Source organism: Streptomyces griseus subsp. griseus (genome assembly GCF_000720255.1).
Taxonomy (GTDB): domain Bacteria; phylum Actinomycetota; class Actinomycetes; order Streptomycetales; family Streptomycetaceae; genus Streptomyces; species Streptomyces griseus_I.
The window spans coordinates 72802-85089 of sequence record NZ_JOJE01000048.1 but is presented as its reverse complement, the minus strand read 5'-3'; the positions used below and the strand labels follow the sequence as shown (position 1 = coordinate 85089).

The following is a 12288-nucleotide window of genomic DNA, read 5'->3' as shown; positions in this document are numbered from 1 at the left end:
CGATGCCCGTAGCTGTACGCGACGGTCTGCGGCAGGAGGTCCTCGACGCGAACCTCGCCATCCCCCAGGTCGGCCTGGCGACCCTGACGTGGGGCAATGTCAGCGGAGTCGACCGCGAGGCGGGGGTGTTCGTCATCAAGCCCTCCGGGGTGCCCTACGAGGACCTCACCATCGACCACCTGGTGACCGTACGGCTGTCGGACGGCGCGGTCGTCGACGGCGACCTGCGCCCCTCCACCGACACCGAGACCCACCGCTGCCTGTACCTGGCGTTCCCCTCGATCGGCGGCGTCACCCACACGCACTCGACCCACGCCGTCGCCTTCGCCCAGGCCCACCGCGAGATACCCGTCCTCGGCACCACCCACGCCGACACCTTCAACGGTCCCATCCCCTGCACCCCCGACCTCACCGCCGACCAGTGCGCGAAGGACTACGAGTACAACACCGGCCGCGTCATCGTCGACCTGCTGGAGGAGGCAGACCAGAAAGCCGTCGAGGTCCCGGCCGCGCTCGTCGCCCACCACGGCCCCTTCGCCTGGGGCGCCACCGCCCGCAAGTCCCTGGAACACGCGATCATCTGCGAGGCGGTCGCCGACATCGCCCTCCACACCCTCAGCCTCGCCCCGACGGCCCCACCGCCCAGCCACCTGCTCAACCGCCACTACACCCGCAAGCACGGCCCTGACGCGTACTACGGCAACCCGGACATGACAACAGCCTCCGGGTGACCGCTCGGGCGGCGGAACGTCCCATGAACGTCTGTCGACAGAGAGCAGGCGAGGCGCCCGGGCGGGCTTTCGCGAGAGCTGCCGGAGCGTGACGTCGGAGTCGCAGCCCTGGGTTTGTTGTGGACCGGCGGGCTTACGCGGTGTCGGCGTCGGTGGTCGAGCCGGTCCGCGCGGCACCGCGATCGAGCGGAGCCGGCCAAGAGTGCTCGCCATGGTCGGATCCGCAGCGGTGAGCCGAGCAGCAGCCGGGGGGATGTGCCGGTTGCCGGTTGCCGGTTGCCGGTTGCCGGTTGCCGGTTCCGGCGGGCCGGCAGGGGTGCATCGTGATCCGTGCGATATCCAGCCGAGCTGGTTCCACGGGCCCGCCGGTGCGACGGTAGGCAGGCTGTGCTCTCTACCGATATTGAGGCCCATCGTGTCCGGTCTGCCGTTCTTCGCCCCCTGGCTGGTGCCGGCCTCCGTGCTCTGGGCGATGCTGCCGTTCCTCTGTCCCCGTCGGCGGCGGACGGGCATCGTCGTCGCCGTCTCGCACTTGATCGGGACGTTGGCGATCACACAGCCCTGGACCGAGAACTGGTACTGGGATGACGGGTGGTGGCTGATTCTCGTCTTCGGGCAGGGCACCCTCATTGCGATGGGACGGTTGGCCTTCGAACTCAGCCCGCTCGGCGCCCGTCGCCACGGCGCGGCGCCCCGGTCCCCGGGTAGCGACCCGGTGGTGGCTCAGTCCGGGTCGTGAGCCGGAACACGCGCTCCCCAGGTTCCCGTCCGTGAACATGCAGGCCGATTTTGGCGGCAGCGAAGGCCAAGTCTGGTCGCGATGGTCCATTGGCCCGAAGGCCGGCCGCCGGGAGCAGTCACTTCGCCCGTCACCGGCAGCTTCCGGCGAAGGTCCGGGCTGCCCCGGCCGGCCGTCGCCGCATGGTCGGCGGTGCCACCGCGTCAAGCTCTACGAGAACTCGGGCCGACGCTGACTCCGGTGCTCGTGGCCGGGCGAACCATGGCAGGGAGTCGAAGGGCCATCTTGCTATGACATCCGTTATAGGAATGTGTAGCCTGTCGTCTATAACGACTGTCATAGGAGGATGCCGTGACCATCATCACCGTGAGCGCGCCGACGGGGCGCCTGAGTCTGGAGCAGCGCCGTGAGCTGGCCGAGACCCTGACGGACGCGGTGCTGGTGCCTGAGGTGGGGCAGCATGCCCCGGCCGCCCGGGTCGGGTTCCAGGTGCATTTCGTGGAGCGCGAGCGGGACATGATGGCCATCGGCGGCCGGCTGTTGGCGGACGCCGACCCGGAACTGGATGTGATGGTGATCGATCTCGCGGTCATGGATGCCGCCTGGGGGCCGGAGGTGCGGGCCGAGGTCATCGAGCGGGTCCTCGCCGCGCTGGCGGCGGCGTGCGGACTGGAGAAGCCGGCGCCGGGCTGGTGGGTCAACTTCCGGGTGATCGACGAGGGCAGTTGGGGTTCGTCCGGGGGCGTGCTGTCGATCCTGCCGCTGCTGGAGAGCGGGGTGTTCACTGAGGAGCGGGTCAAGGCGGTGCGCGCCGCGTTGGGTCTCTGAGGTCTGGAGTGCCGGGCGCTCAGCCTTTGATCGTGGCCAGGATGAGCGCCTGCAACTGCTCGGCGGTGTGGTCGAGAGGCTGGGTGCTGTGCTTGGCGCGGCACATGGCCACCGTTCCCTCGACCGCCGCGACGATCAGCGTCGCGAGCTGGGCCGCCTGATCGGGCTCGACGCCGTGCTCGCGCAGCGAGTCGGCGAGCAGGTTCTCCCATGTGGTGAAGACGTCGGCTGCGGCGGCGAGGGCGGCTGACGTCTCGTCGGTGGGGGGTTCCTCGATGGAGACGGCGAGGACGGGGCAGCCGGCCCGGAAGTCGCTTTCGACGACGATCTTGCGCCACAGGGCGAGGAAGGCCCGCAGGCCGGCGACCGGCCCCGCCTGCAACTCCTTGCGCAGGCTGCGCGCGGTCCACTCGCCCGTGAAGCGGACTGCCTCCGTGACCAGCTGCTGCTTGCCCTCGGGGAAGTAGTGGTACGTAGAGCCGAGCGGCGCCCTGGCGTGCTTGGCCGTCTCCCGGATGCTTGTCGCGTTCAGGCCGCGCCTACTGATCATGTCGGCTGCGCCGGCCACGATCCGGTCGCGCGCTGACGGGTTGTTCTTGGTCACGTACGCGACCCCTTCCGACCCCTGTGGCTATAACAATTGTCATATTCTACTGCGGTCTTCGTGACCGCCGCCCGTGCCTCCCGGGGCCACGGAAAAAGGTTTGAGCGAGGCGGCGCCCCGCTGCTACTTTCCTGCTGGACCGTGAAGTCGTCGTAGGGAGGTGAGCCCCGTGAACACAGTCACCCATGGGTGCTCCCTCAATCCGTCACGGTCCGGCGGCTGACGTTCGGTGTCGCCAGGAGCGCCTGAGATCGAGGCACTCCTGGAAGGGCATTGCGATGAATACAAAGCCATTCACATCTGGCCTGAGCGAAGACGCCGTGGTGATCACGCGCGTCGCGGACAGGCAATGGCATGCGCTGGATGACGACCTGGTGGTCGGCCGCGGGTATGCGCATCACCGGCCCGACGGACGCTTGTTCGTCGGCATCGACGCCTGGCGCGACGCCACCTTCGACCGGCTCGCCGAGGTGATGCTGGCGGAACTGCCGACGCCGCTGTACACGGTGGTCGACGAAGCAGATGTCGAGCTGACGGCCGGTTGGCGGCGGGCCGGGTTCACGATCCGGCGCCGCGAGTGGGAGTACGTCGTCCCGACCGACCCGAGGGTCGCAGGGCTCGAAGCGGTGCTGCCGCCTCCGGGCGTGACGATCGTGCCCGCAGGTCAGGCGGACGAGAGTCTGCTGCGGGCGGTGGACCGCGCGATCCGTGAGGAAGTCGGGGCCCTCGTCGGGTGGCAGTCGATGCCCGCGGAGGTGATTCCCCGCCCCGAAGGCGACACCATCGTCGACCCGTCGAAGTACGCGGTGGCCGCGGCGCCGGACCGCTACCTCGGTCTGATCCGAGTGGTGACGGTGAACCGGCCCCGCATCGGGCTGGTCGCGGTCAGGGCCGGCGAGCAGCGCCGCGGCATCGCGCGGGCGCTGCTGGCCCACGCGCTGGGGACGCTGCACGGCGCCGGGTTCGCCGCGGCCTGGACCGAAGTCCACGAGTCCAACCAAGCAGCCTCGGCGTTGTTCGAGGGCATCGGCGCTCGGCCGATGAGCAGCAACCTGGAGCTGGTGCGATGACCAAGAACAAGAACGTCATCGAAGTCGAGGGCAAGGTCGTCGAGTGCCTGCGCAGCGCCATGTTCACCGTGGAGCTCGAGAACGGCCACCAGGTGCTCGCGCACATCAGCGGGAAGATCCGCAAGAACTACATCAAGATCATGCTGGAAGACCGGGTGCTGGTGGAACTCCCGCCGTACGACCTGACGCGCGGCCGGATCGTGTTCCGGTACCGGAACTAGCCTCGGTCGGCACCTTCCGAGGCAACTGATCCTGGGGCCCCGGCCACGGCGTTTCCGTGACCGGGGCCCCGATGCTCGCTCATTCGATCCGTGGGGCGTCGAACTGGCGCACACCGCCAAGCACACCGCCCCTCGGCGGTACCGTTTGACGCATGCAGATGGAGATCCGGGCCGCTGCGATCCGGGGCATCGACCGCCTTGTCGACGGTCTCGGCGGCGACGGGGAGGGGCTGCTGGCCGAGTTCGGTGTTTCGCCCGGTGACCTGGACTCCGATCATGGATTGTTGCCGACGGTGACGGCCGGACGGATCCTGCGCCGCGCGACGAAGGAGCTGGACTGCCCGGACCTCGGGCTGCGTCTGGCGGCGTATCAGGACATGTCGATGCTCGGTCCGCTGGCCCTGGCGGTCGGGAACTGCGACACCGTCGGGGAGGGCCTGGACTGCGCGTCACGGTTTCTGTTCGTGCACAACCAGGGCATTCGTCTGTCTCGCGCGGATGATCCCGAGCGCTATGCGGGGGTGGGGGCCGTCGAGTATCGGATGCTGCATCCGGATGTCCCGTACGAGCCGCAGACGATCGACGCCGGTCTGGGCCTGCTGCACCGCAATCTCATCACGATGAGCGGCGGATACGAGCTGCTCGGCGTCTACATGCCCCATCCGCCGCTCACCGACGAGTCCGTGTACACCGAGTTCTTCGGCGCGCCGGTCCACTTCGACACCGGTCGCGCCCTGCTGCGGGTGCCCACGAAGCTCTTCGCCCAGCCGATGTCGACCCCGGTCAACCCCGAACTGAGGCGCATGGTCGTGGAGTACCTGGAGGCGCATTACACCGACCCTCGCGAGGGCGTCGCGACCACGGTGCGGTCGGCCGTCAGCCGCGCGCTGGGCACGGTCCCGGCGCGGATCGATCTGGTCGCGGAGTGGCTGCATCTGCATCCGCGCACATTGCAGCGGCGGCTGGCGCACGAGGGCACCTCGTTCCAGGCGATTCTCGACGACGTACGCAAGAACGCCGCGCACCGACTGCTGACGGGGACCGACATGCCGTTCTCGCAGGTGGCGTCGCTGGTGGAGCTGGCCGGACAGTCGGCACTCACCCGTGCGGCGCGCCGGTGGTTCGGCAGGACGCCGTCCCAGGTCCGACGTGAGGCCACATACCGGCGTCCATGACGGGGTGTCGCGCAGGGTTAAATAATTGTCGTCCAAGGTTAAGCGGAGCCGCCCGGGCGCTTCGATACTCGTGTGCCATGACCAGCCCACCGCTCTCCCCGCTGCCCGCCCATGTCGACGTGCTGATCGTCGGCGCGGGGATCTCCGGCATCGACGCCGCGTACCGGGTGCAGTCGCAGTGTCCCGACCGGTCGTACGCCGTACTGGAGGCCCGGGAGTCCCTGGGCGGGACGTGGGACCTCTTCAGGTACCCGGGAGTCCGGGCCGACTCCGACATCTACACGCTCAGCTTTCCGTTCCAGCCCTGGACCGGCGAGAACTCCATGGCCGACGGGGACGAGATCCTCGACTACCTGCGGCGCACCGTGGACCGCTTCGGCATCGACCGCCACATCCACTGTTCCACGAAAGTGGTCTCGGCCAACTGGTCGGACCAGAAAGCCCGTTGGACGGTGACCGTCGAGCGGAGCGACGGCGAGGACGGATCGCGAAGGTCCGCCGTGACCTGCGCGTTCCTTTACCTGTGCACCGGCTACTACGACTACGAGCGTGGGCACGACCCGCAGTTCGAGGGGATCGAGGCCTTCGCCGGCACGGTGGTGCATCCGCAGTTCTGGCCCGAGGACCTCGACCACGCAGACAAGCGTGTCGTCGTGATCGGCAGTGGTGCGACCGCGATCACCCTCGTCCCCGCGATGGCCCGCGACGCGGCGAGAGTGACCATGCTGCAGCGCACGCCGACCTGGATCACCGCTCTGCCGCGGAAGGACCGGTTCGCGGCCGGAGTCCGGCGGTGGCTGCCCGCCGGGCCCGCGCACCGGGTCGTCAGGGCACGCAACGCCGCCTACTCCAACGCCTTCTACCACTACTGCCGGCGCTTCCCGGACCGGGCGCGGGCGCTGCTGACGAGGGGCACCGCGCGGCGGATCGGCGAGGAGGCGGCGCGTGAGCATTTCACCCCGTCGTACGCGCCGTGGGACCAGAGGGTGTGCGTCACGGCCGACGCGGACCTGTTCAAGGCGATCCAGCGCGACGAAGTCGACGTGGTCACCGATCACGTCGACCGCTTCGTCGCCGAGGGCGTCCGGCTGCGGTCCGGCGAGGTACTGCCCGCCGACATCGTGGTGACGGCGACCGGACTGCGCATGCTGGCGTTCGGGCACATCGCGGTGAGCGTCGACGGCGAGCAGGTCGACCCCGCACACCACCTGCTCTGGCGGGGCACCATGCTCAGCGACGTGCCGAACTTCGCGCTCTGCTTCGGCTACGTCAACCTGTCCTGGACGATGCGGGCGGATCTCACCGCGCGGCTGGTGTGCCGCATCCTCAACCACATGCGCCGCGAGGACCTCGCGGTGGTCACCCCGCCCGCAGAGCCCGGCGTACGGGAACGGCCCATGATCGAGCTGGCGTCCGGCTACGTCCAGCGGGGCGTCCAGAGCTTCCCCCGGCAGGGCCACCGCGCACCGTGGCGGATGCGCCAGACCTACCTGCTGGACGCCGCCGACATCGCCCGCGCCGGCCTCCGCCGCGAGCTGCGCGGTGTGCCCCGCGCGTCGGTGCGGCCGCCCGGACTCCGGGGCGTCGGCGACAACATCGCGGCTGGAGGCTGAGCGTGGCGGATCTGCACGGAGTGTGCGACGAGCGCTTCGCGGAGGTGGCGGCGTGGTTGTCGGAGAACCTCGACACGGGCGACGAACTCGGCGCCTCGATCGCGGTCCAGGTCGACGGGGAGCCGGTGGTCGACCTGTGGGGCGGATGGGCCGACCAGGGCCGTACGGCGCCGTGGCGGCGCGACACGATCACGAACGTCTGGTCGTGCACGAAGACGGTCACGTCCCTGGCCGCGCTGCTGCTGGTGGAGCGAGGACTGCTCGACGTCGACGCGCCGGTGGCCCGGTACTGGCCGGAGTTCGCCGCGCGCGGCAAGGAGGGTGTAGTGGTCCGGCACCTGCTGTCGCACACCTCCGGCGTCTCGGGGTGGGACCGGCCCGTGACCGTCGCGGACGTCCGTGACGTACCGGTGTCGACGGCCCGGTTGGCCGCGCAGGCGCCGTGGTGGTCTCCGGGCACGGCGTCCGGCTATCACCTGCTCAACTACGGGCATCTGGTGGGCGAGCTGGTCCGGCGTATCGACGGGCGCACCCTGGGGCGGTTCGTCGCCGAGGAGATCGCAGGTCCGCTCGGCGCCGACTTCCACATCGGTCTGCCGGACTCCGAGTTCGCCAGGGTCGCCGATGTCGTTCCGCCACCGTTCCGCTCGAGCGATCTCGCCGGCGCCGATCCGAACGGTGTGGCGATGAAGACCTTCACCGGTCCCTTGGGCGGTGCCGAAGAGTCGTGGCGTCCCGAATGGCGTCGCGCGCAGATCGGTGCGGCCAGCGGCCACGGCAACGCCCGGTCGCTGGCCAGGATCCACTCCGTCATCGCCTGCGGGGGCACGCTCGACGGCGTACGCCTGCTGTCGCCACGGACCATCGACCTGATCTTCGATCAGCAGACCGACGGACCGGACCTGGTGCTCGGGGCGCATCTGCGCTTCGGCATCGGGTTCGCACTGCCGTCCCCGGCGGTGCCGTATCTCCCACCAGGACGGATCTGTTTCTGGGTGGGCTGGGGCGGATCGGTGGTCGTGATCGACGCCGACCGCCGGGCCGCGATCTCGTACGTCATGAACAACATGGGCACCGGGCTGCTCGGCAGCGACCGCACGGCCCAGTACGTCAACGCCGCTTTCGGGGCCCTGGACTGAAGGTGCTCCAGTGAGTTTCGCCGGTCCTCAGGAAAACCAGCCGCTGTGACCAGTGGCCCGCGACATCTGCCATGATTATGACGAGTGTTATATCGAGAGAGGTGTACCCATGTCCGAGCCGGTAGTCCTGGTGGCCACGTTGGTCGCCAAGCCGGGCCAGGAAGAGCTGGTCGAGAAGACGTTCAGGGCGGCCATACCCGCGGTGCACGCCGAACCCGGTTGCCTGCTGTACGCGCTGCACCGCAAGGCCGGCGCCACCGGTGAGTTCGTCATGATCGAGAAGTGGGCCTCGCAGGAGGCACTGGGCGCGCACATGAAGGGCGCCGCGATGCGTGAGATCGGCGTCGCCCTGGCACAGGCACTGGCCGGCCCCCCGGAGGCGCTCTTCCTGGAGGCGATCCCCGTCGGCGCCCCGGAGTCCGGCGCCATCTGACCGTACGCGGGCACCGGGCCGACGGACGCGCCGTCCGGCCCGGATCCCCGATGCAACCGAGGAGCTTTCCCATGAAGAGCCTGATGTTCGTCGCCCCTGGGCAACTGCGCTTCGACGAGGTCGACGCCCCCACCATCGTCGAGGGCACGGACGCGCTGGTACGCCCGCTCGCGGCGACGACGTGCGATCTCGACCACCATGTCATCGACGACAAGACCCCGTTCTCCGGATTCGGCCCGTTCCCGATGGGCCACGAATGCGTGGGCACGGTGGTCGAGGTCGGCCCCGACTGCACGGACGTCGCGGTGGGGGACGTCGTCGGCGTCGCGTGGCACATCGCGTGTGGCACCTGCGCGCAGTGCAAGCTCGGGCATACCGCCCGCTGTCTCCTGCATGGTGACGCCCAGTACGGCCTTCCGGTGAACGGGGCCTGGGGCGGGACCTTCGACGAACTCATCCGCGTGCCCTACGCGGACTTCAACCTCGCCAAGCTGCCCGCGGGGGTCGACCCCGTGCACCTGGCGTCGATCGGCGACAACCTCGCCCTCGGCTGGGAGACGGTGATGCCGACCGTCGCCGGGATCTCCGACCCGAAGATCGCGGTCTTCGGCGGCACCGGCTCCATCGGCCTGTACTGCGTCGACGTCGCGGTCCACTGCGCCAACGCCCGCACGGTCTACTACGACGACGACCCGGTCAGGATGAAGGTCGCCGAGCAACTCGGCGCCGAGGTCCACGACATCCGCGGCAAGCGCGAGAAGGACTTCCACCTCGCCGTGGACGCCGGCTGCGACCCCGAGCGACTGCGCAAGGCGCTGCTGTCGGTCATGCCCGAGGGGTACGTCAACAGCGTCGGCATCTACTTCGACGAGGTCCAACTCCCGCTGCTCGCGCTGTATCAGCGTGGAGTCCACTTCCACAACGGCAAGGGCCACGCCCGGCCGAACATGACACCGACCCTGGAAGCGGTGGCCGCCGGCACGCTCCACCCCGAGCTGGTCACGAGCGGAATCCACGACTGGGACGAGATCCCCGAAGTACTGACCTCAGGCCACGCCGGCCACAAGCCGATCTTCGTGCTGGAGAACTGAGACCATCGCGGCTGATGGTCGGCGGCTCACCAGGTCCAGCCTGCGATCGCGCCAGGCCCGCCCGGAGGCGTCCTACGACGACCGTCTGTCCCGAACTCGTGGTCACGCTCGACGACAGTCCTGCTCCCGAGGACGACGCCGTGCTCGCCGACTCGGTCGGGCTCGCGCTCCTCGTCGTCCTGGAGTCGCTCCGGCCGAGCGAGAGGCTGGCGTTCGTGCTGCACGACCTGTTCGCGGTGCCGTTCGACGAGATCGGCCAGATCCTCGGCAAGTCCACCGCCGCCACCAAGATGCTCGCCAGCCGGGCCCGCAGGAAGGTGCAGACGTCCGAGCGGCCGACCGGCGTCGGACGGGAGCAGCGGGATGTGGTCCAAGCGTTCCTGGCGGCGGCTCGCCGTGGCGACTTCGAGAAGTTGCTGCGGGTACTCGACCCTCAGGTGAAACTGACCGTCGACACCCCGTCCGGCGTGGTCGTGACCCTCGGCGCCAGCAAGGTCGCGGCCGGCGCGCGGCTGTCCGCCGACGCAGCCACACAGGGGCGGGCGGCGCTCGTCAACGGCACGCCCGGCATCATGTCCTGGCGCGAGGACGGCACCCCGACCCGGTGGTGATCCGCGACGGCCACTACACCGCCCCCCTCGCACCCGGCTTCTCCGCCACCATGCGACACGACTCCATCACCGAATACCACTACCCCGATGGCACCTTCTGGACCACCGACCGCGCCGTGACATCCTCGTCAACAACTGAAGCGCCGGCGTCCCCGAGGGACTGACCGCGGCGATCCGAGAGGATGGGCGCACAGGCACTTCTCTGGGGCAAGAGATGTGGCGCCATCGCGAATCTTGGTGTCAGCCCAGCTTCGTGACGATGTCCGTAACTCGGCCCGACACCGACAGGAACGGCGAGTGGGCGGCAGTGCCACCACGGATGTCGAGTTCTCCGGGAGCCACCTCGGGTCAGGGTGTTGGCATCCAGCGCGATACCGACCGGGGCATCAGGTGAGAGCAGACCGAGGGCGGCGTCGGCGACGTCCACGAGCGTGTCAAGTTCGACATCTTGACGTGCAACGGCCCACCCGTCAGCTCAACCGGTGACCGGGCAGCAGCGTTGCCGTTCCGCTACTCGGTGATACCGTATAGTGGTACTCGGTATCACGTAGTACCGGCAGGGCTGAGGGGCACCGGATGGACGACCTGACGGAGATGTTGAAGGGCACGCTCGAAGGATGCGTGCTCGAAATCATCGGCAGCGAGGAAACCTACGGGTACGCCATCACTCGCCGGCTGAACGGGCTCGGCTTCGCCGACGTCATCGAGGGGACGGTGTACACGATCTTGCTGCGGCTGGAGAGGAACGGGCTCGTCCAAGTGACGAAACGTCCATCCGGGGTCGGTCCGCCGCGCAAGTTCTACGCGCTCAACGACGCCGGACGCGAGGAACTCGCGAAGTTCTGGGCGAAGTGGCAGTACCTCTCATCACGCATCGACAGGCTCAAGGAGGGCGGGAGATGAACTTCTGGGAGAAGGTCACAGGCAGCGATCTCACCCGGGATTGGAAGGCGTTCGGAGCACGGGTCGAGGCTCTGCCGGACGACTACCGGGCGGCGTGGGACCAGATCGTCGCCCATCTCTTCCCCTACGGGGACTTCACCGGCCGCAACCTGACACCGATCCTCGACTCCGCCCTGGGGCTGCTCGAAGTGTCGGCAGCGGACGGGCAGAGCGTCCACGAGGTGCTCGGCGACGACATCCAGGGCTTCTGCACGGCGCTGGCCGGCGGAGCAGGGGCCCGGACTCATCGCGACCGGTGGCGCGAGCAGTTGAACAGGAACGTCGCAAGGAAAATGAGCCGGCTGGGAGGCTGACGTGACCATCCAAGACATCATCGAAGGCAAGAAACAGTGGCGGGCGCACGTTGCCCGGGTCAAGGCGCTCCCGCCGGACTACCAGATCGTCTATAAGGAGATGCAGAAGTACCTGTTCAAGGTCGGACCGGTCAGCCTGTCCGACGGGCCCCTCCTCCCTGGAATCGTCGACTTCTTCGAGGGGGGCGTCGCCGCGGGCAAGGGAGTTTTGGAACTCATCGGCACGGACGTCGCCGCGTTCTGCGACGACCTGATCAAGGACTCTCCCACCTACGCGGATGCCTGCCAGGAATCCATCAGCGGGGAACCCGGCGCGGCCAGGAAGTGACAGCCGCCGGACCGGTTCGCGACGCTGACCGGGTTCCACTGCGCGGGGTTCACGCCACAACCACAGCGGCTGCGGCCCCCCGGGCAGCATCGCGGATGGTGCAGCCTGCGAAGAAACGGCGCGTGGGCCTTTGGTGTGGCATCGATGGACAAACGAACGTGGGTAATTGACAGAAGTTGTGTGTTTCCGTGTAGCACGGTAGGGCGCGGCAGCAACCCCGTCAATCCTTCAATACATCCGATGTTGGTCCCAGTCGTCAGTCTTCCGCTCGGGGGATCATGCAAGGGGACAGCGGAGAAAAATGCTGCACACGGCTAGACAGGGGCACTCGTCTTATCCGTTAATCCATCCGATGTCTCAGTGGAGCGGGCCGTGGGTCCGAGGCTCTTACGGGCCCGGACCCACTGGCCGAGCCGCGCTGCCACCCTGCGATCGAACAGGATGAACCA

At 68.6% G+C, this 12288-nt stretch carries 14 protein-coding genes and 1 pseudogene; 14 read left to right on the top strand and 1 reads right to left on the bottom strand.

What is annotated here, in order from left to right; genetic code table 11:
• Positions 1-2: 2 nt before the first annotated feature.
• The 3 genes from araD (at position 3) to IG99_RS44515 (ending at position 2298) form a co-directional block, all read left to right on the top strand.
• Positions 3-731, top strand: a complete 729-nt coding sequence (gene araD / locus IG99_RS38020; RefSeq protein ID WP_037682472.1) for an L-ribulose-5-phosphate 4-epimerase AraD — start codon at positions 3-5, stop codon at positions 729-731.
• Positions 732-1146: 415 nt separating this feature from the next.
• On the top strand, positions 1147-1470 hold the full coding sequence (locus IG99_RS38015) for a hypothetical protein (RefSeq protein WP_037682471.1): 324 nt from the start codon (positions 1147-1149) through the stop codon (positions 1468-1470).
• 351 nt (positions 1471-1821) lie between these two features.
• Positions 1822-2298 (top strand): tautomerase family protein, encoded by a 477-nt coding sequence (locus tag IG99_RS44515; RefSeq protein WP_051866393.1) that lies wholly within the window; start codon positions 1822-1824, stop codon positions 2296-2298.
• Positions 2299-2317: 19 nt separating this feature from the next.
• On the opposite strand, the gene IG99_RS38010 is transcribed toward IG99_RS44515, so the two are convergent.
• Positions 2318-2902, bottom strand: a complete 585-nt coding sequence (locus IG99_RS38010) for a TetR/AcrR family transcriptional regulator (RefSeq protein ID WP_037682468.1) — start codon at positions 2900-2902, stop codon at positions 2318-2320.
• Between the two features lie 278 nt (positions 2903-3180).
• On the opposite strand from IG99_RS38010, the gene IG99_RS38005 reads away from it, so the two are divergent.
• The 11 genes and pseudogenes from IG99_RS38005 to IG99_RS37955 all read left to right on the top strand — a co-directional run bounded on the left by IG99_RS38005 (position 3181) and on the right by IG99_RS37955 (position 11839).
• Entirely contained in the window at positions 3181-3972 is a 792-nt protein-coding gene (locus tag IG99_RS38005) for a GNAT family N-acetyltransferase (protein ID WP_037682466.1), read from the top strand.
• Entirely contained in the window at positions 3969-4193 is a 225-nt protein-coding gene (gene infA, locus IG99_RS38000; RefSeq protein WP_010981942.1) for a translation initiation factor IF-1, read from the top strand. The genes IG99_RS38005 and infA overlap by 4 nt, the downstream gene beginning before the upstream one ends.
• A gap of 152 nt (positions 4194-4345) precedes the next feature.
• Complete coding sequence (locus IG99_RS37995; RefSeq protein WP_037682462.1) at positions 4346-5368, top strand: AraC family transcriptional regulator; 1023 nt, start codon at positions 4346-4348, stop codon at positions 5366-5368.
• A gap of 77 nt (positions 5369-5445) precedes the next feature.
• Positions 5446-6981, top strand: coding sequence for a flavin-containing monooxygenase (locus IG99_RS37990; RefSeq protein WP_037682461.1), 1536 nt, complete (start codon positions 5446-5448; stop codon positions 6979-6981).
• Positions 6982-6983: 2 nt separating this feature from the next.
• The gene (locus tag IG99_RS37985) at positions 6984-8120 is read left to right on the top strand and encodes an EstA family serine hydrolase (protein WP_037682460.1); all 1137 of its coding nucleotides are present in this window, start codon (positions 6984-6986) and stop codon (positions 8118-8120) included.
• A gap of 109 nt (positions 8121-8229) precedes the next feature.
• Complete coding sequence (locus tag IG99_RS37980; protein WP_037682458.1) at positions 8230-8553, top strand: putative quinol monooxygenase; 324 nt, start codon at positions 8230-8232, stop codon at positions 8551-8553.
• 71 nt (positions 8554-8624) lie between these two features.
• Entirely contained in the window at positions 8625-9644 is a 1020-nt protein-coding gene (locus tag IG99_RS37975) for a zinc-dependent alcohol dehydrogenase (RefSeq protein WP_037682457.1), read from the top strand.
• A 40-nt stretch (positions 9645-9684) separates the two neighbouring features.
• Positions 9685-10243, top strand: a pseudogene (locus IG99_RS37970) (sigma factor-like helix-turn-helix DNA-binding protein); the annotation flags it as partial.
• Positions 10244-10831: 588 nt separating this feature from the next.
• A complete protein-coding gene (locus IG99_RS37965; protein WP_037682456.1) occupies positions 10832-11158 on the top strand; it encodes a PadR family transcriptional regulator in 327 nt (108 codons plus the stop codon).
• Complete coding sequence (locus IG99_RS37960; RefSeq protein ID WP_037682455.1) at positions 11155-11511, top strand: DUF1048 domain-containing protein; 357 nt, start codon at positions 11155-11157, stop codon at positions 11509-11511. Before IG99_RS37965 ends, IG99_RS37960 begins: the two co-directional genes overlap by 4 nt.
• A 1-nt stretch (position 11512) precedes the next feature.
• Positions 11513-11839 (top strand): DUF1048 domain-containing protein, encoded by a 327-nt coding sequence (locus IG99_RS37955; RefSeq protein ID WP_037682454.1) that lies wholly within the window; start codon positions 11513-11515, stop codon positions 11837-11839.
• Positions 11840-12288 lie beyond the last annotated feature (449 nt).

Coding starts and splice junctions, on each gene's coding strand:
- araD (WP_037682472.1), top strand. CDS start 3: ATGCCCGTAGCTGTACGCGACGGTCTGCGGCAGGAGGTCCTCGACGCG.
- IG99_RS38005 (WP_037682466.1), top strand. CDS start 3,181: ATGAATACAAAGCCATTCACATCTGGCCTGAGCGAAGACGCCGTGGTG.
- infA (WP_010981942.1), top strand. CDS start 3,969: ATGACCAAGAACAAGAACGTCATCGAAGTCGAGGGCAAGGTCGTCGAG.
- IG99_RS37995 (WP_037682462.1), top strand. CDS start 4,346: ATGCAGATGGAGATCCGGGCCGCTGCGATCCGGGGCATCGACCGCCTT.
- IG99_RS37990 (WP_037682461.1), top strand. CDS start 5,446: ATGACCAGCCCACCGCTCTCCCCGCTGCCCGCCCATGTCGACGTGCTG.
- IG99_RS37980 (WP_037682458.1), top strand. CDS start 8,230: ATGTCCGAGCCGGTAGTCCTGGTGGCCACGTTGGTCGCCAAGCCGGGC.
- IG99_RS37975 (WP_037682457.1), top strand. CDS start 8,625: ATGAAGAGCCTGATGTTCGTCGCCCCTGGGCAACTGCGCTTCGACGAG.
- IG99_RS37965 (WP_037682456.1), top strand. CDS start 10,832: ATGGACGACCTGACGGAGATGTTGAAGGGCACGCTCGAAGGATGCGTG.
- IG99_RS37960 (WP_037682455.1), top strand. CDS start 11,155: ATGAACTTCTGGGAGAAGGTCACAGGCAGCGATCTCACCCGGGATTGG.